This window comes from Paenibacillus sp. FSL R5-0527 (assembly GCF_038008055.1).
In the GTDB taxonomy this organism is placed as follows: domain Bacteria; phylum Bacillota; class Bacilli; order Paenibacillales; family Paenibacillaceae; genus Fontibacillus; species Fontibacillus macerans.
In genome coordinates, this window is sequence record NZ_JBBOYI010000001.1 from 5,485,998 (window position 1) to 5,510,085 (window position 24,088).

Here is a 24,088-nt window from a genome sequence, read left to right on the forward strand (position 1 = left end):
GTAATTAATGCTTTAAGTTGTTATGTTTTACCGCGTCCACGACTTCCTCCAGCTTCATGCCCCGGGAGGCCTTGACCAGTACAACGTCCTTCGGATGGATCAGCGAAGTCAAATCGCGGATGAGCTCAGTTTTATCAGTATATGCATGAATGCGCGCAGGTTTCAAATGCCCGGCTGCGCCTTCGGCGATTTTCAGGCCCAGCGTTCCGTAGGTAAAAAGCTGATCCACTTTGTCCGGTGTCAGGGAAGCGCCGATCTCGCGGTGGTATTCTTCTTCGGAAGCTCCAAGCTCAAGCATATCTCCGAGCACGGCGATTCTTTGGCGGAACCCTTTCATTTTTTCCAGCACGCCGATCGCCGCTTTCATGGACGTGGGGCTGGCGTTGTACGCATCGTTCAAGATCGTCACGCCGCTTGCGCCGATGATGCGCTCGATCCGCATGCCGGTCAGTTCGGCATGGCGAAGCCCGTCCCGAATCGCGGCTTCGCCGACCCCATAGCGGCGGGCGACCGCAAGCGCGGCCAAAGCGTTCACCACGTTGTGCTCGCCCAGCAGAGGCAGCTCCAGCGGCTCCCCGCCGGTCCCGCGCGAAGTGAACAGGGTGCGGTCCTCCATGAACATCATTCCGGTCGGGTATTCGTCATTGCCTTGGCCCAATCCAAACGTGACGGTCCGCAGCCGGTCCGGCTTCGCCGTGTCCGCCTCCGCCAGCACCTGGGGAATCAAAGGTTCGTCCCCATTGTAAACGAACAATCCCCCGGGCTTCATCCCCGCGAGGATCTCCAGTTTCGCCCGCGCGATTTCCTCCCGCGAGCCGAGCTGCAGCAGATGCGCTTCGCCGATATTCGTTATGACCGCCGTCTCGGGTTCGGCCAGTTTGGACAGCAGCTCGATTTCGCGGCGGCCGCTCATGCCCATCTCCAGGACGGCGATCTCCGTATCCTCGGGCATCGCCAGCACCGTCAGCGGCAGCCCGATGTGGTTATTAAAATTCCCTTTGGTTTTATGCACTTTGTACGTTGTGGACAAAAGCGAGTAAACGAGGTCTTTGGTCGTCGTTTTCCCGTTGCTGCCCGTAATGCCGACCACCTTGGCACCCGCCTGGATCAAGTAGGACTTGGCCAGCGTTTGCAGCGCCTCCAGGCAATCGTCCACCAGTACGGCCGGCCCGGGAGGCGTTCCCTTGGACCGCTCCCACAGGGTTGCGGCAGCTCCGGCCGCGAGACAGTCCGCTGCAAAATCGTGGCCGTCGAACCTTTCTCCGGATAACGGAATAAACAAACAGTCCTGCGTGATTTGCCGGGAATCGGTGACCGCTCCGCGCACCGCAATGCCGGAATCGGCCGCCTCCCGCACTTGTCCGCCGCACATCGCGGCTATATCCGCCAGATTTCTAATTATCACTTCGCCAAACCCCTTATCGCTTCTTTTGCTACGATCCGATCATCAAAATCGAGCACTGCGGTTCCGATCAACTGATAGGTTTCATGACCTTTCCCCGCAATCAATACTACATCTTCACGGCTTGCCATTTCAATAGCCTTTTGGATGGCCTCGCGGCGGTCGACGATCAGCTCGTAACGGCTGCGGTCCACCCCGTCGCCGATCAATCCCTGCTCGATGTCGCTTAGTATAGCATCGGGATCTTCGGTGCGCGGGTTGTCGGAAGTCACGATGACGTGATCGGCGTATTTCGCGGCGATCCGCCCCATGATCGGGCGTTTCGTACGATCCCGGTCGCCGCCGCAGCCGAAGACGCAGATGACGCGGCCTTTGGCAAATTCGTTTACGGTCCGCAGCACGTTTTCGAGCCCGTCGGGCGTGTGGGCGTAATCGACGATGACGGCGAAGGATTGGCCTTCATCGACCGCTTCAACCCGTCCCTCCACGCCTTTGACCGCTTCCAGGCTGGCCTTGATCCGTTCGAGCGGAATCCCTTCGAGCAAAGCGGCCGCGATCGCGGCAAGCGCGTTGTACACGTTGAACTTGCCGACCATCCGCAGCGAAATGTCGGCGCTGCCTTGAAATGTATCGACATGGAACGAGGTGCCTTTCGCCGTTACGGAAATGTCCGAGGCGCGGACATCGGCCTCGTTCTCCACTCCGTACGTGATCGTCTCCGCGGCGGTTTGCTTGGCAAAATAAGAGCTGGCGGGATCATCCGCGTTAAGGACCGCGTAGCTGCGCTCGTCCGGATTGGCCGGATAGTTGTTGCCCAAACGGGAGAAGAACAGCCCCTTGGCCCCGCGATACTCTTCCATCGTGTTGTGATAATCCAAATGGTCCTGGGTCAAATTCGTAAAGACGGCCGTCCGGAAGTGCGTTCCTTTGACACGGCCCTGGTCCAGCGCGTGGGAGGACACCTCCATGACGCAGTAAGCCGCGCCGCCTTCGGCCATCTCGTGCAAATACCGCTGCAGCTCCAGCGATTCCGGCGTCGTCCCGGACATCGGATACGTCCGGCCGGCGAATTTGCGCTGAATCGTTCCGATAAGTCCCGTAGAGCGCCCTTGATCCTCAAGAATGCGTTCGATCAAATAAGTCGTTGTCGTTTTGCCGTTCGTTCCGGTAACGCCGATGACCTTCAGCCGCCGGCTGGGGAAGCCGAAAAACACGTTGCCCAAAACCGCCATCGCCAATCTGCTGTCTTTCACCTTAAGCTGCGGCAGCGGACAATCGTCAAGCCAACGCTCCACGACGAGCGCCGCCGCTCCTTTGTCCGCGGCTTGCGGAGCGAAGTCGTGCCCGTCGACCGTATGACCGGGAAGGCATATAAACAAATCTCCGGGCTGAACTTTCCGCGAATCGATGGCGATGCCTTCGCAGGCCAGCTCCCCGTCGCCTCGTATTTGCGAAGCTATCAAATAAGTTGCCAATTCCTTAAGCTGCATAGCTAACCCCTCCGTATTTCAACAACGTTCGTAAACACTCACTCTATATTATCACCAAAAACTGCAAAGTTCAGGAGAATTATTGATTATGGTTATGTTGTTGTTCCGCATCCGCCTCGCTGCCCATATAAATTCGGATCGTCGACCCCTTTTCGACCCGGGCTCCGGCTTTCGGCGCCTGATTGATCACGACGTTCCCCGCCCCCGATTTCGCCAAATTAAAATTCATGTTGAGGTCCTCGTAGATTTCCTGCGCCGTATGTCCGATCAGATCGGGAACCGTGACGATCGGCGTCTCGCCGTATTTGTATTTCTTGGTAACCTGCTGCTGGCGGGGCGGAACTTGCATGTATTCCAGCGCATCCTTCATGATATTCCGTACGATCGGAGCGGCTACCACGCCGCCGAATTGGATCCCTTGCGGATTGTCGACCGCCGTATAAACGACGATTTGCGGATCGTCCGCCGGAGCGAAGCCGATAAAAGAAACGATATGCTCGTTTGCGGAATAACGCCCGTTTATGACCTTCTGCGCCGTCCCGGTCTTCCCGCCCACGCGATAGCCGTCGATAAAGGCGTTGCCGCCCGTGCCGTTGGCCACGACGCTTTCCAGCGCGGAACGAATCTGCTTGGACGTCTCTTCCGAAATGACCTGGCGCACCAGTTGCGGCGCCGTTTCCGAGACGACCTCGCCCGTATCGGGATTGGTCCACGCCTTGGCGACGTAAGGTTTATACAGCTTGCCGCCGTTGATCGCGGCCGAAACCGCGGTGATCTGCTGAATCGGCGTCACCGACACCCCTTGGCCGAACGAGGTCGTCGCCAGTTCCACCGGGCCTACTCGGGACAGCTTGAACAGGATGCCGTTTTCCTCGCCGTTCAGGTCGATGCCGGTTTTGCTGCCGAAGCCGAAATTTTTGATGTATTGGAACAGCGTTTCTTTGCCCAGGCGCTGCCCGAGCGCTACGAACCCGGGGTTGCAGGAATTCTCCACCACCTGGAGGAATGTCTGGCTGCCGTGCCCGCCCCTCTTCCAGCAGCGGAGCGTGGCCCCGCCAACTTTGACATACCCCGGATCAAAAAAGCGCTCGCCCAGCAGATCCACCTTCTTCTCTTGGAGCGCGGCGGCCAAGGTGATGATCTTGAACGTGGAACCCGGTTCGTACGTCATCCAGATCGGAAGGTTCCGGTTATACACCGCCGGATCGTATTCCTGATACTGCCCAGGCTCAAATCCCGGTCTCGCCGCCATGCCTAAAATTTGTCCCGTTTTCGGATCCATCGCGATCGTCAGGGCCGAGTCGGCCTGCAGCCGGTCCATCGCCTGATCCAGCTCGCGCTCGATAATGCTTTGGATCGATTTGTCGATCGTCAGCGTCAGGTTCAGCCCGTCTTTCGGCTCCACATATTTCTCCGAGGACCCGGGCATCAATCTGCCCCCGGCGTCGGACAAATAGGACACGCTGCCGTTCATGCCGCTCAGCAGGCTCTCGTATTTGCTTTCCACTCCGGTCAGCCCCTGATTGTAGCTGCCGGTAAAACCCAAGATATGAGCGGCAAGTCCTCCATAAGGATAATATCTTTTGTTGTCTTCGGCAACAACAATACCCGGAAGAGCCAAATCACGAATTTGCTGCGCTTTTTCCATCGTAATTTTGCGTCCGCCGGGTTGCAGCCTGACTATGGATTGTTTCTTGGTGATCGACTTCAAAATCGCGTCTTCGCTCATGCCGAGCAGAGGCGCCAAGCTTTTGGCCGTTTGCTCCGGATGTTTGATTTGCACCGGGATGGCCATGACCGTCGGCGTCGTAATGTTATATGCCAGCACGTTGCCGTTCCGGTCGCTGATTTCGCCGCGTTTCGCCGAATAAGGGATGTTCCGGCGCCAGGAGTCCTCCGCTTTGGCCGACAATTCCGCTCCCTTTCCGATCTGCACATAGGCAAGACGCACGGCAAGGGCCGCAAACAACAAACACAACACCATCAACAGCCAGAACAGTCTTCGTCTGACGGTAAACTTGGAAACTTTCACTGGTTGCCCCCCCTATCCCATCCTGACGCTTGAATGTTTTCATATCAAGGATATTCAGGACAACCAGGGGTTAGAACAAGCTATGGCGAGTTCGCGGACTGGCCGGGGGCTTCGCCGTTCGCCGCCGCACCGCCGTCCCCCGCCGCTTCCTCCTTCGTTTCCTCATTCGTAACCGGGGGCTTCAAGGTCAATTCCACCCTTCGCGTTCCGTTCTCTTCGATCACTTTTTGCGAGTCGACATACCCTTCGCCTTCAGCCGTAACCGGCACCTGCAGCACGGATAACAGCTCCATGGCATCGCGCAGCGATTTCCCCCTCAGGTTGGGGATCTTCACGTCGGTCCCCTTTTCGGTCAGCAAATACACGAACTGGCCCGCTTTCAGCACGCTCCCCGCCTTCGGGTGCTGGGTGATGATGTCCTCGCCGCTGCCCAGCGTCACGTAGGAAATCCCCTGGCCGGCGAGTTTGTTTTTGGCCTCCTGAACCGGCAGCTTGCTTAATTCGGGAACCTTCGGCCCGCTCGCGGCCGGTTTCGTTTTCCCGGTCCCGCCATCGTTCATTTTGGGGACACCCATATACTGCAGGATTTGATTCATGATTTTTTGGAACACCGGACCCGCGGCCGTCCCCCCGCCCAGATCGGGGTCCTTCGGTTCATCGATCAGGACCAGCAGGGCAACCTTCGGATCGTCCACCGGCGCGTAACCGAGAAAGGAAACGACCTGCTTCAATTTGGTGTATTCCCCGTTAACGGGCTTTACCGCCGTTCCCGTTTTCCCGGCGACCCGGTACCCCTCGATATAGGCGTGGCGGCCGGTCCCGTGCTTCCGGTCGGAAACGACCTGCTCCAAGTAGCCTCCGACTTCCTTGGCGGTTTCCGGCGTGATTACCTGGCGCACCACTTTGGGTTCGGTTTTTTCCGTTTTGCCGGTCTGAGGGTCGGTCAGCGATTTGACGATATGCGGCTCCATCAGCTTGCCGCCGTTGGCGATGGCCGATATCGCAACGATTTGCTGCAGCGGCGTAACGAGCAGCTTGCCGTGCCCGTAGGACAGCGCCGCGAAGTCGGCCTGCTGCTCCGGATTCACGAGCCCTTTGTATTCGCCCGGCAGCTCGATGCCGGTTTTTTGCCCGAACCCGAAGTTTTCGGCATAGGTTTTGAGACGTTCGGGGCCCAGCTTTTCGTAACCCAATTTGACGAACGCAACGTTGCTGGAACGTTTGACGCCTTCCAAATAAGTGATCGGCCCCCAGCCGGATTTTTTAATGTCACTGACCGTTCGGCCCGCGATATGGATACTCCCGGACATATATTTATCTTCCGGATTAAACAAACCTTCCTGAACAGCCCCGGCCAAGGTGACGATTTTAAACGTTGAACCCGGTTCGTACACCGATTGGACGGCATGGTTGTAAAAATTTCTCTGATCGACGCCAGCCCAATACTCGTTGGGATTGTAGGTGGGCATGTTCGCCATCCCAAGAATTTCCAACGTGTTCGGATCGGCCGCGATAACGGTCATGCTGATCGGCTGCAGCTCGTTATACGCTTCCTTCATCGCCTGTTCGATGTAATACTGGATCGTATTATCGATCGTCAGCTGCAGGTTCTGCCCGTTTTGGGCCGGCTGGTAAATTTCGCTGGCTTTCGGGATTTCGATCCCTCTGCCGTCACGTTTGTATTCAAGGAAGCCGTCTTGCCCCTTAAGCTGTTCGTCATAAAAAGCCTCCAGGCCGGATACGGCGTTGCCGTCGCGGTCGGTATAGCCCAAAACATGCGCCGCCAGACTCGTTCTGGGATAATAGCGCTTCTGCTCCTTCATCAAGTAAATACCGGCGTCTTCCACTTTTTCATTTTGTTTCAGCAGCTCGTTGATAAAAGCCTCCACTTGATTCTTTAGCTCCTGGTCGATTTTCAAACCTTCGTTGCGCACTTCCCGATGGGTGGAATACTTCCCGTTTTTCTTGGCGTTGACAAGCTCGCGCATCTCCTGCTCATCCTTGCCGAGAATCCGGCTTAACCCTTGAACCACTTCATTTTCCAGCCCGTTGGCATGGATAATTTCCGGACTAACCGCCACCGTATAGGCGGGAGCGTCCACAGCCAATACGTCGCCTTTGCGGTCCGTGATCGTTCCCCGGTTGGCGGGCAACACCTTTTTGGTCGACCAGAGCTTTTCGGCATGTGCCTGCCAAAATTCCCCCTGCACGATCTGCAGCCAAAACACTCTTCCTATCAATACAGCAAAAAAGAGGGTGACGCATCCCCCTATCAGCAGCGTTCGCAGTCTTACTCTTTTCAACATGGCAAAACCTCTCCAATTGCCGTTATTTCCAAACCGGCTATCGGCCGGCAGCCTGCCCGGCGATACCTTAACCGCTCGGGCCGCCGCTGCCGGCTTGTCCGCCATTGCCGCTATTGCCGCTATTGCCCGCGGCGGCCGTGGACTCGCCGCCAGCTTCACCGTCGGCCGCCTTATCGCCGTCCGCCTCGCTGCCGTCCGCCGCTTTCCCGTTCGTCTCTTCCTCCGTGACAGGCGGTTCCAGCGTTAATTCGACCCGTCGCTTTCCGTTCTCTTCGACCACTTTTTGCGAGGCGACGTATCCTTCGCCTTTCGCCGTGACCGGCACTTGAAGAACCGATAGCAGCTCCATCGCATCCCGCAGCGATTCGCCTTGCAGATTCGGGATTTTCATATTTGCTCCTTCTTCGGTAAGCAAATAAACGAATTGGCCCGTTTTCAAGACGCTACCCGCTTTGGGGTATTGGGAAATGATCTCCGTTCCGCTTCCCAAGGTGGCATAGGAAATTCCGCCGGCAACAAGGGTGTCTTTGGCTTTTTGCACGCCCATTCCCTTAAGGTTGGGAACCTTCGGCCCGCTGCTCTCGGCCTGCTTGGTTTTGTCGGCGTTGGGATCGGTGGTTTTAGGCACACCCATATACTGAAGCGTTTGATTGACGATTTTTTTGAACACCGGGGCCGCCGCCGTTCCGCCGCCCAGCTCGGAATCCCTCGGTTCGTCGATCAAAACAAGGACGGCGATTTTCGGATCGTCCACCGGCGCATAGCCGATAAAAGAAACGACCTGTTTGGAATAGTTGTATTCGCCGTTGACGACTTTTACGGCCGTTCCCGTTTTCCCGGCAATCCGGTAACCCTCGATATAAGCGTGACGGCCGGTCCCGATTTTTTGGTCGGAAACGACTTGCTCCAAATAGCTTCCAACTTCTTTGGCGGTCTCCGGCGTAATGACCTGGCGTATGACTTTCGGTTCGGTTTGCTTCGTTTCGCCGGTCTGCGGATCGGTGATGGATTTGACGATATGCGGCTCCATCAATTTGCCCCCGTTCGCCACCGCTGCCACGGCCACAATCTGCTGCAGCGGCGTAACGAGCAGTTTACCGTGTCCGTAGGACATCGCCGCGAAGTCGGCTTGCTGCACCGGGTCCACGATCCCTTTGGCTTCGCCCGGCAGCTCGATGCCCGTTTTTTGCCCAAACCCGAAATTGTCGACATAGCTTTTCAGCCGTTCGGGTCCCAGCATTTCGTAGCCCAGCTTGACGAAACCGACGTTACTGGAGCGTTTTACGCCTTCCAAGTAAGTGATCGGCCCCCAGCCGGATCGCTTTAAATCGTGGATCGTTCGCCCAGGAACACGGATACTCCCCGACATATAAGTGGCATTCGGGTTAAAAAGACCTTCTTGAACAGCCCCGGCCAAGGTCACAATTTTAAACGTGGAACCCGGCTCGTACACCGATTTAATCGCATGGTTGTAAAAGTTTTTCTGATCGACGTCGGCCCAATACTCGTTGGGGTCGTATGTAGGCATGTTCGCCATTCCGAGAATTTCCATCGTTTTCGGATCGACGGCGATGACGCTCATACTGATCGGCTGCAGCTCAGCATACGCTTCCTTCATCGCTTGCTCGATATAACGCTGGATCGTATCATCTATCGTTAACTGCAGGTTTTGCCCGTTTTTCGCCGGCTGGTAAATTTCGCTGGCTTTCGGGATTTCGATCCCTCTGCCGTCGCGTTTATATTCGATATAGCCGTCTTCTCCCTTAAGCATCTCATCGTAATAAGCCTCCAGGCCGGACACCGCGTTTCCGTCACGGTCGGTATAGCCCAAAATATGAGCGGCCAGGCTCTTTTGGGGATAATAGCGTTTTTGTTCCTTCATCAAATAAATGCCGGTGTCTTCCACTTCCTTATGCTCTTGCAGCAGCTTGTTTCGGAATGCCTCGACTTGACCCTTAAGCTCCTGGTCGATCTTTAAGCCTTCGTTGCGCACTTCCCGATGGGTGGAATACTTTCCGTCCGACTTCTTGGCATTGACGAGTTCTCGCATCTCCTGCTCATCTTTGCCGAGAATCCGGCTTAACCCCTCAGTCACTTCATTTTCCAGCCCTTTGGCATGAATGATCTCCGGATTGATCGCTACCGTATAGGCGGGAGCGTCCATGGCCAATACGTCGCCTTTGCGGTCCGTAATCGTTCCCCGTGTGGCCGGCAAATCCTTCCTGGTGGACCAAAGCGCTTCAGCATGCTTCTGCCAAAAATCCTCCTGCACGACCTGCAGCCAAAACACTCTTCCTATCAATACAGTAAAAAAGAGGGTAACGCATCCCCCTATCAGCAATGTTCGCAGCTTTATTCTCTTGATCATGGCAAAACCTCATTAAAATAGAGTTAATTTCGGATCGCCGTCAGGCCGTCCGCATTGTCCGTATGATCCGCACCCTCGTTGGCCCTAATTGCCGGCTTGGTCCGAGGGTGCGTCCGTCTCCGAATTTGCCGCCGTTGAAGCACCCGGCGGAACCTGAACATGGAATCCTTCTACTTCGGGCTCAACGTAACCAAGCTTGGCCGCTTCCTCAGGGATTTGTTCCTCCAGCTTCTCTTTTTTGACCGTTAGCTCCTTGATCTCGGCGCTCATCGCTTGAATATCCGCATTCAAATTAAACATTTGCCGCTTGATGTTGTAAAGTGTAACATTTTGCCATAAAAGACCAGCCATCACCGCCACGCAAAAAATAATCGTTACCATGTACAACAGTTTCTCGCGAACCTGAAGCGTTGAGCGGCGAGTGACGACCTTCGTCGTTTCACGATAGCGCTGCGTTGACGGATTTTTGCGTTCCGCTGATTTCTGCTTAACTGCCAAATTCCCCCGCGTATAAGCCATTTACGATTCCTCCACTAAGGTTTGCAATTTCTCCGCCACGCGCAATTTTGCCGACCGCGCCCGCGAATTCTCCGCCAGTTCCCTCTCCGACGGAACCACCGGTTTCCGGTTTATCAACTTCAGCGATCCCTTTCCCCCGCATACGCACATCGGAAAGTCGGGAGGACAGGTACATTTTTCCACATAACTAGAAAAAATTTGCTTGCAGATGCGGTCTTCCAAAGAATGAAAGGTGATGACCGAAACTCTCCCGCCCGGCGCCAAACAACGAATCGCGGCATGGAGTCCTTCTTCAAACGCGCCAAGCTCGTCGTTTACGGCGATCCGCAGCGCCTGAAAGCTTCGTTTGGCCGGGTGCCCGCCCGTTCGCCGGGCCGCCGCCGGGATTCCTTCCTTGATCAGCTCGACCAATTGACCGGTCGTTTCTATCGGCTCCTGTTCGCGCCTCGCCACGATAACTTTGGCGATGCGTCTGGAAAACTTCTCCTCCCCGTACTGGAACAAAATGCGGGCAATTTCCCGCTCCGGCCACTCGTTGACGATGTCCCGCGCTGTGAGCCGCGCCGATTGATCCATGCGCATATCGAGGGGGGCGTCGGCGTTGTAGCTGAATCCGCGTTCCCCCTCGTCGAACTGCGGAGACGAAACGCCCAGGTCAAACAGCACGCCGTCCACTTGCGGGACGCCATTCTGCTGCGGGATGCCGCTTAGCTCCAGCAGCTTTTGTTCCAAATGGCGAAAATTGCTTTTCACCAAAGTTAACTTGTCCGCATAAGGGGCCAAACGCTCTTTGGCGTTGTCCAGCGCCCAATCGTCCTGATCAAAAGCGATCAGCCTGCCGCCTTCGCCAAGCTGGGACAAGATGACCGAGCTGTGGCCGCCGCCCCCCAGCGTACAATCTACGTAAATGCCGTCCGGCTTGATGCGCAGCCCTTCTGTCGCTTCTGCTTTAAGCACCGTGATGTGATGAAACACGACTAACGCCCCTCCAGACTAGAACTCGATTTTTAAATTCTTTGTGATCAAAAGCCGGCTTTTTAACTACCTTAAGATATTGTTAAAAAGTCGGGTTTTCAGCACCGAGAAGGTTGGATGAAGCTAGGGATCGAGTAGCGCAGCGTAGGTAAGCCTACGTGAGCAACGGAGAGCCCGGCTGAATTCAAGATTCGAAGCCGAATACGCTTCATTAGCTTTTCTCCGTGATCAAAAGCCGACTTTTTAACTACCTCTACAGGTCGAAATTGAAGTCGACCAGCTTCTCGGCAATCTCGTTAAACGTATCCTCCGACTGCTGGAAGTATTGCTCCCAAATGTCCTTGCTCCAAATCTCAACCCGATTCGATACGCCCAGAACGACGCAATCTTTCTCCAGCTTCGCGTACTGCCTCAAATTGCCTGGCAGGTTTACCCTTCCCTGTTTATCCCACTCGCATTCCGTAGCTCCCGAGAAAAAAAAGCGGGTAAACGCACGCGCATCCGACTTCATGAGCGGCAAAGCTTTCAGCTTCTGTTCCAGTACTTCCCATTCCTGCATCGGATACACGAAAAGACACTGGTCCAAGCCGCGGGTAACAACAAAAGAGCTTCCGAGGAGATCGCGAAACTTAGCCGGGATAATTATCCGGCCCTTGTCGTCAATGCTATGTTGGAATTCCCCCATAAACATTGGTGTCTCACTCCCTACCTCTTTCCCCCACTTTACACCACTTTGCCCCACATGTTAAGTATCTATTCTGCATTTAACGAAAAAATCCTGCTAGTGAACGGAATTTTTTTGAGAAGAGGGAAAGGCGGGAGGCTAGCATAACTGCGAAAAAGTTGAGACAAGTTGAGACAAGCACTCCACATTGAACACGCCTCCTCAACTCTTGCGAATGCTGTTGCTATCGGATAAGCCAATTTAGGCAGTTCCAAACTATTCACCGTTACGGCGTATTAGAGAAGCAGCAAAAAGCCCCTTTTCCTTATTTTTAGGAAAAAGGGCTATCCTGAAATTCTTTTTCGCTTGCTCAGTTCCGTACCGATTCTTTGGGGACGCGCTTAATAGTTGAAATAGCCGGCTACTTGAACGACAGGCAACCTTGTTTTTGCAGATTGTCCCGGCGCAATGCCAAAGCGCGAACAGCCGGAACTATCGCTCTTCCAAGCCGCTCGCGCTGTTTTAAAAATTCCTGGTCTTTCTGTCTACAAGGGAACCTAAGCCACGTTCGGCCAACCGATCAATGCTCCTGCCAGCTGTCGAGGTAGGCGCGCTGCTCGGCGGAAAGCGTGTCGATGCCTACGCCGAGGCTTTCCAGCTTGAAGCGGGCCACTTGCTCATCGAGCTCGTACGGCACGTTTACGACCGTACTGCCGATTTCCTTGTACCGGTCGTTAACGTATTTCAGCGACAACGCCTGAAGCGCAAACGTCATGTCCATGATCTCGGCCGGATGTCCGTCGCCGGCGGCGAGGTTGACGAGACGACCTTCGGCAAGGAGGTACATTTTCCGTCCGTCCTTCAATTGATATTCCTCGATATTGCGGCGTACGGTCCGCACCGAGGCGGAACGTTCCTGAAGCTCCGGTTTGTTCACTTCCACGTCGAAGTGGCCGGCGTTCGACAAAATCGCGCCATCTTTCATCACATCATAATGCTCGCCGCGAATGACGTCACGGTTGCCGGTTACCGTCACGAAGAAATCGCCGAGCTTGGCGGCGTCCAGCATCGGCATTACGCGGAACCCGTCCATGTAGGCTTCGACGGCTTTGATCGCATCAACTTCGGTGACGATGACGTTGGCGCCAAGCCCTTTGGCCCGCATCGCCACGCCTTTGCCGCACCAGCCGTAGCCGACGACGACCACGGTTTTGCCGGCGACGACCAGATTCGTCGTGCGGTTGATGCCGTCCCATACCGATTGTCCGGTGCCATAGCGGTTGTCGAACAAATATTTGCAGTAGGCATCGTTTACTGCGACCATTGGGAATTTAAGCTTTCCTTCCTTATCCATCGCTTTCAGGCGCAAAATGCCGGTCGTCGTTTCCTCGGCGCCGCCGCGGACATTTTCCAGCAGGTCCGGCCGTTCGGAATGCAGAATCGTGACAAGGTCGCCGCCGTCGTCGATGATTAGATCGGGTTTCGTTTCCAACGCCTTGATCAAAAGCGCTTTGTACTCCGCCGGTTCCGGGTTGTATTTGGCATATACCGTAACCCCGTCTTCCACGAGCGCCGCGCAGACATCATCCTGGGTCGACAGCGGATTGCTTCCGGTGATCGTCACTTCGGCTCCTCCGGCTTGCACCACCTTCGCCAAATAAGCGGTTTTCGCTTCAAGGTGCAGCGAGATCGTCACCTTCAACCCTTTAAACGGCTGCTCCGCTTCAAACTGCTTGCGGATCCGGTTCAGCACCGGCATATGGGCCTCCACCCAATCGATTTTGAGGTGCCCTTCCGGCGCTAGCTTCAAGTCCGTAATCATACTGTTTTGAATCGCTGCTGAACTCATTTTCGATCTGCCTCCTATAAATATATAATTCGGTGCGTTCCCGTGATGTCATAAGGAATATCCATCAGAGCGTCAATCCATTCCACGCCAAACCGGTTCATATAATAAAATATGTTATAAACCCGCTCTTGCGGCTTCCGAAGTGGAAACAGCGAAAGTTCGATCCGCTCGAAATGGCGCAGCCCCGCTTCATTGCTTTTCTCCAGAGCGTCCTTCGCCTTGCCGCGCAAATATTCGATCTGATCGTAGATTTTATCGCGATTGGCGGTCCCTAATTTCAGCAGCCCGTTTTGGATACCGGCCAGCTGCTCGATCAGCGGATCGTACATTTCGCCAAAAGCCGATTTGATTTCGTCAAACCGGGCGTCAATCCGGATCGCGTCCTGGTTCGCCAGCCACGCTTCACGCTTTTGCCGCAGCACTTCTAGGTCCTTGACGTCGTCCCAACGGAGGCCGTATTTTTCCATATGCTTCTGCAGCGTGCCCTCCACCACGGTAAAAGATTCCCGAGCCAGCAGCAACGGCATTTTCAAGCCCAGCTTGCCAAACGCTTTACGTGTTAACGCCCAGTAGGAGATTTCCCCCGGACCCAACACTGCGCCGAGTACCGGCAGAAGGCTGTCCTGCATCAGCGGCCGGGTCAGCACATTGTTGCTGAAACGCTCCGGATGCTCGCGAAGCTCGGCCAACAGTTCATCCCGGGTGAAGGAAACCTTGCCTTTCCGGTCGGCGAAGCCGCCTTCCCGCTTGAACAGCAGCAGCCGCTCCTGCTCATGTATGTAAAACAGATTGGCTCCGCCTTCGCTCACTTCGGCTTGCGGTTCGTATCCTAGCGCGGCCAAATCGCGGGCGCTTTCGAAATAAGCCGCTTCCAGCTCGTCGTTTTGCCGGATAATCGACTCAAACACCGGGGTTTCCAGCTTGCGGAGTTCGCCATCGGCGGAATCCAGCAGCACAAGGCCGTATTTGCCGAACCAAGCCCCCATCAGCTTGGCGAAGCATTCCGACAGGCTCGCCGATTCCGCGGCGGAACGTCTGAACAGCTCCATCAAGCCGGACTTAAACTCGCTGCCCGGAAGCAGTTGCTCCAGTTCATCCGCCGCCTGCTCCCAATCCTCGCTTTGAACCTGGCTAAAGCTGACCGGCAGGCGGTTGTCCGGGTCGCGTTTAATGCGGATGCGCTTGACCTGCAAATCCGGAGACAAAATGTAGGAATGATTCACTTCGTCCCAATCATGGTCCTCCCCGGCGATCCAAAACACAGGCACGACCGGCCGATTCAGTTTAGCGGCGGCGGTTTTGGCCGCTTTAATGATCGTGATCGCCTTGTAAATCACCAGCAGCGGCCCGGTAAACAAGCCGCTTTGCTGCCCGCCGACGATGACCGCCGTCCCCGGCTGCTCAAGCTTGCCCAGCGCCTGTTCCACCGCGGCATCCGGGTTGTGCAGGCGGTTGTACTCGCGCAGCCGGCTAACCAAGGCGGTCCGGCTTATCCGGCGATCCTCCGTTTCATCCAGCCATTCGAGCCGGCTGGACCAACTTTCATCCAACGCCGGATCATATTCGTAAAGCTGAGCAACCGCTCCAAAACGATGCGCATACGCATCCGCAAGCGGACCGGCCGGCGCCAAAAGATCTTGTACTATATTCATCAGGTTACCTGCCTCCTGTTCTTCCATGCAAACCTTACTTGATTGTACCGGATACTCCGCGTACCCGTCAAAGCTAACCTTACTTTTGTTAAATTTCTCACTTTCCGTAAGCCTAAAACGGCAAAAAACTCCCGCAGCCGGTTTTAACCGTGCAGCAGGAGTCTGCATCTTAGCAGCTTATCCTTTTTTCGGCATCGCCACAAAATGGCCTTTGGACACTTCAACCAGCTCCGAATTGTCCAGATCGAACAATCCGCCGTCGCTTTTGCCGTCCTTGGAAGTAATCGGGCCGTTCCCCGTATCCTCCAAATGAATCCGCTTCTTGTTCGCTTCGATCTCCGGGTCCGGAATCGGAATCGCCGACAGCAGCGTTTTGGTATACGGGTGCTGCGGGTTGGCGTAAAGCTCTTCGCTTTCCGCAAGCTCAACGATCCGGCCCAAATACATGACGGCTACGCGATCGCTGATATGCTTAACCATCGACAAGTCGTGGGCGATAAACAAATACGTTAAACCGAGGCGGTCCTGCAGTTCTTTAAGCAGGTTGACCACCTGCGCCTGAATGGACACGTCGAGCGCCGAAATCGGTTCGTCGCAGATAATGAACTTCGGATTTACCGCCAGCGCGCGGGCAATCCCGATCCGCTGCCGTTGTCCGCCGGAAAATTCGTGTGGATAACGCGTCGCATGATCGGGATTCAAGCCGACCATATCAAGCAGCTCTTCCACGCGTTTTTTGCGTTCCGCCCGCGATCCGGCCATGCCGTGGATGTCCAGCGCTTCGCCGATGATATCCGTCACCGTAAACCGCGGATTCAACGAGGCGTACGGATCTTGGAAAATCATCTGCATATCGCGGCGCATCGCCTTCATTTTCCGCGGAGCCAGTTTCGTAATATCCGTTCCGTTAAAACGAATGCTGCCGCCCGTCGGCTCGTACAAGCGAAGGATCGTGCGTCCCGCGGTCGATTTGCCGCAGCCCGACTCGCCAACGAGGCCTAGCGTTTCGCCTTCGGCAATCGAGAAGCTGATGTCGTTGACGGCTTTCAGCACATTGCCGCCGCCAACGTTAAAATACTTCTTGAGCCCTTCGACTTCGATCAACGTCTTCCCAATACTCATGACGACTGTCCCTCCTTGGCCATCGGATGAAGATCCCAGCAGCGGGCCATATGCGTATCGCTGAATACGGTCGCTCCCGGATCGATGCGTTCGCAGATCTTCATCGCATGCTCACAGCGGGCCGCAAACGGACAGCCAACCGGCGGTTTAATCAAATCGGGCGGAGTGCCGATAATAGGAATAAGGGGTTCCCCTTTCTTCTGATCCAACCGCGGCATTGAGCGCAGCAAACCTTTTGTGTAAGGATGCTGCGGGTTTTTAAAGATTTCCCACTTCGTTCCGGTTTCCACCACCTCTCCTGCATACATGACGATGACGCGGTCACACATGCCGGCAACGACGCCGAGATCGTGGGTAATCAAAATGATGGAAGTACCAAGATGTTCCTGCATCTCTTTCATGACGTCCATGATTTGTGCCTGAATCGTAACGTCAAGCGCTGTCGTCGGTTCGTCCGCGATCAGCAGCGCCGGCCGGCAGGCAAGCGCAATGGCGATCATGGCACGCTGCCGCATGCCCCCGGAAAATTCGTGAGGGTATTGGTTAAAGCGGGCTTCCGCATTTTTAATGCCGACAAGCTTCAGCATTTCAATGGCACGTTCTTTTGCTTCGCCCGCTGACATTTTCTGATGTTTGATTAACACTTCGGTGATTTGTCGGCCTACCTTTATCGTAGGATTCAAAGAGGTCATCGGGTCCTGAAAAATCATGCCGATATCTTTACCGCGAATGGCTTCCATTTGTTTATTGCTTTTGGTCAACAGGTTTTCGCCTTGAAAAATAATTTCACCTTGCTTAATGATTGACGGAGGGGACGGAATCAGACGCATGATCGTTTGGGCCGTTACGCTTTTGCCGCTGCCGGATTCACCGACTATCGCAACCGTTTCCCCTTTTCCCACTTCGAAGTTCATGCCGCGAACGGCTTTGACTTCTCCGCCTCTGACTTGAAAGGACACATGCAAATCTTTGACTTGTAGAATCGGCTCCATCATTCCACCTCCTATTTCTTCAGTTTAGGATCCAGCGCGTCGCGAAGGCCGTCGCCGAAAATGTTAAACGCCAGCATGATCAAGCTGATCAATATGGCCGGGAACAGCATGCGCCACGGGTAGTACAGCCATCCCGTCAAAGCATCGTTAATCATCGAACCAAGCGAGGCAATTGGAGCCTGAACGCCAAGACCGAGGAAACTTAAAAATGCTTCGGCGAAAATCGCTTTCGGTACGGACAACGTCACCGTTACGATGATCGGTCCAACCGCATTAGGCAGCAGATGGCGGAACAGCAAACGTCCCGAGCCTGCGCCCATCGAGCGGGAAGCCAGCACGAACTCGCGGTTCTTGAGCTGCATAATCTCGCCGCGGACAATCCACGACATGTTGATCCAGCCCGTGATCGTTAAAGCCAATATGATCGTTCCCAAGCTAGGCTCGAGTACGACAAGCAGCAAAATAGTAACCAGCAGGTACGGAATAGCGTACAAAATCTCGGAAAACTTATTCATAATTTCATCAACGCGGCCGCCAAAGTAGCCCATGATTCCGCCGTAAATAACACCGATAAACAGGTCGATACATGCGGCTGCCAAACCTACGATCAACGAAATGCGCGCGCCCATCCAAGTACGGACGAACATATCGCGCCCGAGGTCGTCGGTTCCGAACCAATGCTGGGCGGACGGTCCCTTGTTGGTGTTCAGCAGATCGTTGGAGTAATAATTCAAACCGGTAATTTTGCCGGCGATCCATGGAGCGATGATAGCGGCAAGCGAGATGACAACAAGCACGACAAGCGCAGTCATGGCCATCTTGTTGCTGCACAAACGATACCAGGCATCACGCCACGCGGAAATACTCTCGCGCTGGATCACTTCGGCTTCTTTTTCGTCCGTTCCGATTTTCCGGAAATCCTCGGGAGTCAGATCCGCCGGAGCCGGCATCACTTTTACGGAATTCGCATCCATCCTTTAGCCCTCCTTCCTTCCGCTTAGCTTGATTCGCGGATCTACGAATACGTAAGCGACATCCGTGATAAACCGCGCCACCATCAGCAATACCCCGTAAAAGATCGTAATCCCCATAATCAGCGGATAGTCACGGACGCTGATCGCTTGCACAAACTGCTTGCCGATCCCGCCAATCCCGAAAATTTGCTCGATGACCACCGAGCCGGTAACGATATCGGCCGTCATCGGTCCAAGATAAGTGATGACCGGCATAATGCCGTTACGGATGACGTGGCGGAACAAAATCGCCATCCAGCCCAAGCCCTTCGCTTTGGCCGTCTTGATATAATCGGCATGCAGTACCTCCAGCATGCTTGAACGCGTCAACCGGGCGATAAAAGCGATCGGCTGCGCGGTTAACGCCGCTACGGGCAGCACGTAATACAGCGGGCCCTTAAAGCCCATCGTCGGCAGCCAGTGCAGCTTGGAGGCAAACACATACTGCAGCAAAGAAGCGACCACAAAGCTCGGCACCGCGATCCCTAACACCGCCAGCACCATAGCGACATTGTCGATCAATTTGCGATGATACAGTGCTGCCAATATGCCAAGCAGCACTCCGACAATTACGGCAACGATAATCGCGACGATCCCCAGCCTCAGAGACGCCGAAAACGTTTGCCCGATAATTTGGGATACATCCTGGTTAATCATCTTCATGGATATGCCCAAATCTCCGTGCGCAACGTCACCCAAATACTTTAAATACTGCTGATAAACGGGCTTATCGAGTCCAAGCTGTTCATAAAGACGCTCTTTAATCGCGGGAGGCACCTGTTTCTCCGAAGTGAGCGGATCGCCCGGAATAGCCTTCATGAGAAAGAAAGTGGCTGAGATCAGAATGAATAGCGAAACCAACATGTAAAAAAACTTATTCGCTACATAACGTATCATGCCCGTTTACACCTCCTTCTTTTATATTTCGACATATATCGATTTTAGGTGAAAAGAACTAGTTTGTCTATTCCATATATTTGTATAAGTACGAAATGCTTGGAAGAACCCCGCACACAAAAAAATCGGGATATATATGAAATACCTACATATATATCCCGAAGTTGCTATTCGCTTCGTTCTTGCATAAGCCTGCCCTTTTCGGAATTAATGTTCGAGCAGGTACGCGCGGGTGTAGTCGACAGCACCGCTAAAGTCGAGAGTTACACCCTTCAGGTATGGCTTCTCGGCCGCAACGTTTGTGTAGTAGTAAAGCGGCATCACGACCATGTTGTCTTGGATGAAAATCTTTTCGGCTTTTGCGAAGGCTTCATCGCGTTTAGCCATATCACCGGTAGCTTTCGCTTCGGCGATCAGCTTATCGTATTCCTCGTTGGAGAAACCGGTGTCGTTGTTGCCACCGTCCGTTACCCACATATCCAAAAACGTCATCGGATCGTTGTAGTCGGCGGTCCAGCCTGCGCGAGCCACTTGGTAATTCAGATTTTGGCGATTTTCGACAAACACAGCCCATTCTTGGTTTTGCGTTTTCACGTCAACGCCAAGATTTTTCTTCCACATGTCGGCAATAGCAAGCGCTACTTTCTTGTGCGCGTCGCTGGAGTTATAAATCAACGTGATTTCAGGAAGTTTCGTATAACCTTTTTCCTTCATGCCTTGCTCAAGCAGCTTTTTGGCTTCTTCCACGTTTTCCGTGAAGTAGTCGTCTTTATGCTCCTTGCGGAATTCGTCGTTTACGCCTTTGATGCCCGGAGGAACGTAACCAAACGCCGGAAGCTGTCCGCCAAGGGTTACGTTATCAACGATCGCTTGACGGTCGACAGCCATAGCAAAGGCTTTACGGATATTTACGTTATCGAACGGCTCGGCCGTTACGTTAAATTCGTAGTAATACGTACTAGCAATACCTTTGATTTCAAGTTCGTCTTTCAGTTGATCTCTCAGGATTGGAATTTGGTCGGTCGGGATTTCGCCGTTAGGATGACCGGCGCGATCCAACTCGCCGTTTTGGTAACTAGCCAATTCCGTAGCGCTGCTGTTCACCAAAGTCATGGTGATCTTGTTCAGCTTGATGTTGTCCTTATCCCAGTAATTTTCGTTTTTCGTAACTTCGATCGTTGAGCCTTTCACCCAGTTGGTCAGCGTGAACGCGCCGTTTACGATCATTTTGCTTTGGTCAACCGCCCATTTCGGGTCATCCTTGACGGATTGGTGGACCGGATAATAAGTGTAGAAAGAAGTCAAGCCCACAAAATAAGGCGTAGGAGCTACCAGATCAACTTGCAGTGTATAATCATCCACCGCTTTCACGCCAACTTGGCTGAAATCGGTAATTTTCCCCTCATTATATTCTTGAGCGTTTTTCAAATAATACAATTGGTAAGCATAAGGAGCCGCCGGTTGAGTTTCCGGGCTGAGAACGCGCTCCCAAGCAAATACGAAATCATTCGCGGTTACAGGATCGCCATTGCTCCATTTTGCGTCTTTGCGAAGGTGGAACGTGTATTGAGTACCATCATCGTTTGGTTCCCAGCTTTCGGCTACGCCAGGCACGGCTTGACCGGATTCATCTTGGCGCGTAAGACCTTCATACATCGTCTTAAGCACTGTGTTAGCTTGGCTGTCTTTCGCTTGAGCCGGATCGAATGTAGGCGGTTCCGCACTCAGGTTGATTTTCAGCGTTTGATCCGCAGCCAATTTTTCTTCGCCGCTGTTGCCGCTGTCGGAAGCCTTATTGTTGCCGCCGTTTGCAGCGCCGTTGCCGCCGTTCGAACCGCACGCGGAAAGCAACGTGCCCACGGCGAGAACGAGCGTCAGAAGCAGGAGTAGACTCTTACTCTTCTTCATCTAGCGTTATCCCCCTTAAAATATTGTGGTATATGTTTTTAGATTATACAACCAGCGGTCAAAAAAATCCAACATAAATTTTCGGTAATTCCGCGTTTTTCGCCAAAAAGGGCCCGCTCATGTAACAAAATCGTCCGTTATCCCATATTGACAATTGCTGTTTCTTAACAATTAACCTTGGGTGTCATGGTTTCATTCGTTATTTGGCGGTCCCTGGTTTGTATATTATAGTTTAAGCGGTCAAAATATATGTAATGAAACTGATCAAAAATAAAAGAATGTAAGCTGCCCCTGTCCCCGCAAACGCCAAGCGCCAAACCGCGCGCAGCAGTCGCCGCACGTCCACCTTGCCTTTCAGGCGGTTTTGCGCTCCGCCGATCAATCCGCCGGCAATAAGCAATATAAGCAGAATCAGGTAGAAGCCGAATGAGGAGTGAAACACATTGTTGAACAAAGCGGCCGCCCCCAAGATCAAAAATAGCGTCGTGACGTCCATCGCCAGCATAATGGCGGCTTTTTTCTCGCGTTTTGCCCCATAGTAGTATATGAAATAAACGAGCAAAAACGGAATGACCGGAATCATGGAAAACACGATAAGAAAAGTGGCCAAAACACTCAAAAACCCACCTCCTTTATGTTGGAAAAGAAAAGCTTACACAAAAAGTTAGTAACTATATTTTTATATGCATGTCAGGTTGCATCCCCCGAATCAGCAGCCAAACCAACTCATGTCCAGGGGCGTCAACCTGCTTGGCACGCGCCATTTCCGCCAGACGGCCGTTAATAAAATCGATTTCCGTCGGATTTCCCGCAAGGACATCCTTCAGCATCGACGAGGTGTTGCCGGCCGTAGAGCGGCAAACCTCCAGGATTTGCGCATAGATATCCGCGTCGTATGCGATTCCGTTTGCCCGAAAAATGCGTTCTCCTTCGTCGCACAGCTGCCGCATCGCCGCTATTCGCGCCTCCGATTCCAGCAATTGGCCGTTCGGAATCCGCCAAATCGCCGTAAGCGGATTGATAACCGCATTGATAAGCAGCTTCCTGAACATTTCCCTTCCGATGTCATTCGACAAAAAGGCGTTAAATCCTGCCTTTCGAAGCAATTTTACCAAACTTTCCCCCGAAAATTCGGGAGAATCAACTCCCGTGCCGCCAGATTCTCCATCCTCGGGTTTATAGATCCCGGCACGAGTTTCACCAAACCCGGCCCGGGTTACGCTGCGTCCGTCCGCTCGTTTTGCGCCTTCCGTGGTGATCGCCGCATATAACGCTTGCCCCGGGATGATTTGCCGAATCCGTTCCAAGTGCCCCGCTCCATTTTGAAAACAAACGATGCGGGTATGCTTTCCGGCTAGCCGGCCGCAAACCGTCAATAAAGTTTCGGTGATATGGCCCTGCTTCGTCGTCAGCAGCAGCCAATCGGGGGCCTCCGCCATATCCGTTTCGGCCGTCTGTTCAAGTGCGTCCGCAGCAAACCGCTTTCCTTCTATTATATGGATCGTTCCGTCAGGCTCCGTCAGCTCGACGCCTTCCCTTCGGAGCAGCTCTGCCTGCGCGGCCGTTCTTGTCCAAAAACGCACCCGTTCTCCCGCCTCAGCAAGCTTTCCGCCAAACAACAGCCCGAGCGCCCCCGCCCCAATAATATCTATCTTCACCTCAACTAACTTCCTTTCGCCGTCTTATCGCAAATCCTCTATAATTGTTCCTCTTCATTTTATACCAAACCTTTCCCCCAAAACACAAAAATCCCGCCATAACGGCGGGATGGATACTAAGCTTGGGCAGTTCTCTTTTCCGTGAGTGAATCTTAGCAAAGAAATCGATTCAATTCTAAGCTATGTAACGGATAAAATTGAACGAAAGAACCGGTATGTTCCATGCGGGGGGTGTGAAATGATTCTGAAGAAACGGCAGTGGTCGCCTTTGCGAGCGGATTTCTTCCTTGTTGGAATCTATAAAATCAATAGAAATCCGTGAACAACAGCGTTCGTAAGAACATTTCACACGTTTACCGCAATTGCATGCCTCTAAAGTTCAATCAGCTCATCCGTCTGCAACAGCGATCTTAAGTCAAACGATATCATTTACCATGATTCATTTTACAAGAAGAGATTTGCCATGCATTAGTCCCCGCCCAGGCGGGATTTTTGCGTTTTGCGGCTCCTACTCGATACGCTCCAAATTCCCGTTCGCGTCCATCTTAAACCGCGATTTGCTTTCTTCGTCCTCTTCGTTCAGAAAGGCAAGGCGACGAGCCCGGTCCATGATTTGGATTAAAGCTTTGTAGTCGTCGTTAACCGCTCTGTAGTCGGTTTGCACTTCATTAACCTGCGCCGAGAGACGTTCGTTCTCCTCCTTCAGCGCGGCGATTTCTTCTTCCTTTTCCCGCAATTCCTTTTCCAACGCTTTGACATGCCGGTTCGTTTCCTGCACCGTGTTTTTCCAACCGCGCAAAAAACGGATGACCGCGTCGATGGAGATCGTCTCTTCCGTCACGCCTTCGCTGCGGTAACCGTCCTCCGTCTCCACCGAAGCGAGGGAAGCGATGCCGGAACCTGCGGAGAGCGACGATTGCTTTTTCATATAATTCCGTTTTTGCCGCTGGGCTTTGGCTATGCTGATCGCCGCTTCATATTTTTTACGGACGCAGCTGTTCCAGCGGAACCCGCATGCGGCCGCCGTTCTGCCGATCCGTTCCCCAACCTCCTCGAATGCGGTAAGCTGTGTGCTGCCCTCCCGAATATGGCGAAGAGTCACCTCGGCCAAAATCAAATCATCTTCCGGGCTCCATGCGTCTTGTCTCACTGCTGTCATGCTATAAAAACCTCCTAACGACATCCTAGTCTTAAACCGTTTTCCCGCCGGCATACCGGCGGACGAATAAGTAAAAAGCTTC

The 24,088-nt window shown here is 53.7% G+C and carries 18 protein-coding genes; all 18 read right to left on the minus strand.

Features of this window, described 5'->3' with window-relative positions; all coding sequences use genetic code 11:
- Nucleotides 1–4 precede the first annotated feature (4 nt).
- The 18 genes from NYE69_RS24390 to NYE69_RS24475 all read right to left on the minus strand — a co-directional run bounded on the left by NYE69_RS24390 (nucleotide 5) and on the right by NYE69_RS24475 (nucleotide 24,006).
- Nucleotides 5–1,402 (minus strand): UDP-N-acetylmuramoyl-tripeptide--D-alanyl-D-alanine ligase, encoded by a 1,398-nt coding sequence (locus tag NYE69_RS24390; RefSeq protein ID WP_411831158.1) that lies wholly within the window; start codon nucleotides 1,400–1,402, stop codon nucleotides 5–7.
- On the minus strand, nucleotides 1,402–2,892 hold the full coding sequence (locus NYE69_RS24395) for a UDP-N-acetylmuramoyl-L-alanyl-D-glutamate--2,6-diaminopimelate ligase (protein WP_340928259.1): 1,491 nt from the start codon (nucleotides 2,890–2,892) through the stop codon (nucleotides 1,402–1,404). The genes NYE69_RS24390 and NYE69_RS24395 overlap by 1 nt, the downstream gene beginning before the upstream one ends.
- Before the next feature lie 79 nt (nucleotides 2,893–2,971).
- The gene (locus NYE69_RS24400; protein WP_240751883.1) at nucleotides 2,972–4,924 is read right to left on the minus strand and encodes a stage V sporulation protein D; all 1,953 of its coding nucleotides are present in this window, start codon (nucleotides 4,922–4,924) and stop codon (nucleotides 2,972–2,974) included.
- Nucleotides 4,925–5,004: 80 nt separating this feature from the next.
- Nucleotides 5,005–7,389 carry a penicillin-binding transpeptidase domain-containing protein gene (locus tag NYE69_RS24405; protein WP_340928261.1) on the minus strand — a complete coding sequence of 795 codons (2,385 nt, stop codon included), beginning with the start codon at nucleotides 7,387–7,389 and terminating at the stop codon, nucleotides 5,005–5,007.
- The gene (locus tag NYE69_RS24410) at nucleotides 7,298–9,598 is read right to left on the minus strand and encodes a penicillin-binding transpeptidase domain-containing protein (RefSeq protein ID WP_340928262.1); all 2,301 of its coding nucleotides are present in this window, start codon (nucleotides 9,596–9,598) and stop codon (nucleotides 7,298–7,300) included. The genes NYE69_RS24405 and NYE69_RS24410 overlap by 92 nt, the downstream gene beginning before the upstream one ends.
- 84 nt (nucleotides 9,599–9,682) lie before the next feature.
- The gene (locus NYE69_RS24415; protein ID WP_230877050.1) at nucleotides 9,683–10,117 is read right to left on the minus strand and encodes a hypothetical protein; all 435 of its coding nucleotides are present in this window, start codon (nucleotides 10,115–10,117) and stop codon (nucleotides 9,683–9,685) included.
- Nucleotides 10,118–11,092: a 16S rRNA (cytosine(1402)-N(4))-methyltransferase RsmH gene (gene rsmH, locus NYE69_RS24420; protein ID WP_124333019.1), complete on the minus strand. Its 975-nt coding sequence runs from the start codon at nucleotides 11,090–11,092 to the stop codon at nucleotides 10,118–10,120.
- Nucleotides 11,093–11,345: 253 nt separating this feature from the next.
- Entirely contained in the window at nucleotides 11,346–11,783 is a 438-nt protein-coding gene (gene mraZ / locus NYE69_RS24425) for a division/cell wall cluster transcriptional repressor MraZ (RefSeq protein ID WP_036621384.1), read from the minus strand.
- A gap of 553 nt (nucleotides 11,784–12,336) precedes the next feature.
- Nucleotides 12,337–13,605 (minus strand): adenosylhomocysteinase, encoded by a 1,269-nt coding sequence (locus NYE69_RS24430; protein ID WP_340928266.1) that lies wholly within the window; start codon nucleotides 13,603–13,605, stop codon nucleotides 12,337–12,339.
- Between the two features lie 14 nt (nucleotides 13,606–13,619).
- A complete protein-coding gene (gene bshC, locus NYE69_RS24435; RefSeq protein WP_340928268.1) occupies nucleotides 13,620–15,257 on the minus strand; it encodes a bacillithiol biosynthesis cysteine-adding enzyme BshC in 1,638 nt (545 codons plus the stop codon).
- A gap of 177 nt (nucleotides 15,258–15,434) precedes the next feature.
- Nucleotides 15,435–16,379 (minus strand): ABC transporter ATP-binding protein, encoded by a 945-nt coding sequence (locus tag NYE69_RS24440; protein WP_340928270.1) that lies wholly within the window; start codon nucleotides 16,377–16,379, stop codon nucleotides 15,435–15,437.
- Nucleotides 16,376–17,371 (minus strand): ABC transporter ATP-binding protein, encoded by a 996-nt coding sequence (locus NYE69_RS24445; RefSeq protein WP_328270884.1) that lies wholly within the window; start codon nucleotides 17,369–17,371, stop codon nucleotides 16,376–16,378. The genes NYE69_RS24440 and NYE69_RS24445 overlap by 4 nt, the downstream gene beginning before the upstream one ends.
- A gap of 11 nt (nucleotides 17,372–17,382) precedes the next feature.
- Complete coding sequence (locus NYE69_RS24450) at nucleotides 17,383–18,345, minus strand: ABC transporter permease (RefSeq protein WP_340928272.1); 963 nt, start codon at nucleotides 18,343–18,345, stop codon at nucleotides 17,383–17,385.
- A 3-nt stretch (nucleotides 18,346–18,348) separates the two neighbouring features.
- Nucleotides 18,349–19,281 carry an ABC transporter permease gene (locus NYE69_RS24455; protein ID WP_340928274.1) on the minus strand — a complete coding sequence of 311 codons (933 nt, stop codon included), beginning with the start codon at nucleotides 19,279–19,281 and terminating at the stop codon, nucleotides 18,349–18,351.
- A gap of 207 nt (nucleotides 19,282–19,488) precedes the next feature.
- Nucleotides 19,489–21,189: a peptide ABC transporter substrate-binding protein gene (locus tag NYE69_RS24460; protein ID WP_340928276.1), complete on the minus strand. Its 1,701-nt coding sequence runs from the start codon at nucleotides 21,187–21,189 to the stop codon at nucleotides 19,489–19,491.
- 232 nt (nucleotides 21,190–21,421) lie between these two features.
- Nucleotides 21,422–21,808 (minus strand): DUF3397 domain-containing protein, encoded by a 387-nt coding sequence (locus NYE69_RS24465; RefSeq protein ID WP_412761692.1) that lies wholly within the window; start codon nucleotides 21,806–21,808, stop codon nucleotides 21,422–21,424.
- Between the two features lie 52 nt (nucleotides 21,809–21,860).
- On the minus strand, nucleotides 21,861–22,847 hold the full coding sequence (locus NYE69_RS24470) for a ketopantoate reductase family protein (protein WP_340928278.1): 987 nt from the start codon (nucleotides 22,845–22,847) through the stop codon (nucleotides 21,861–21,863).
- Between the two features lie 508 nt (nucleotides 22,848–23,355).
- On the minus strand, nucleotides 23,356–24,006 hold the full coding sequence (locus tag NYE69_RS24475) for an RsfA family transcriptional regulator (protein ID WP_124333027.1): 651 nt from the start codon (nucleotides 24,004–24,006) through the stop codon (nucleotides 23,356–23,358).
- Nucleotides 24,007–24,088 lie beyond the last annotated feature (82 nt).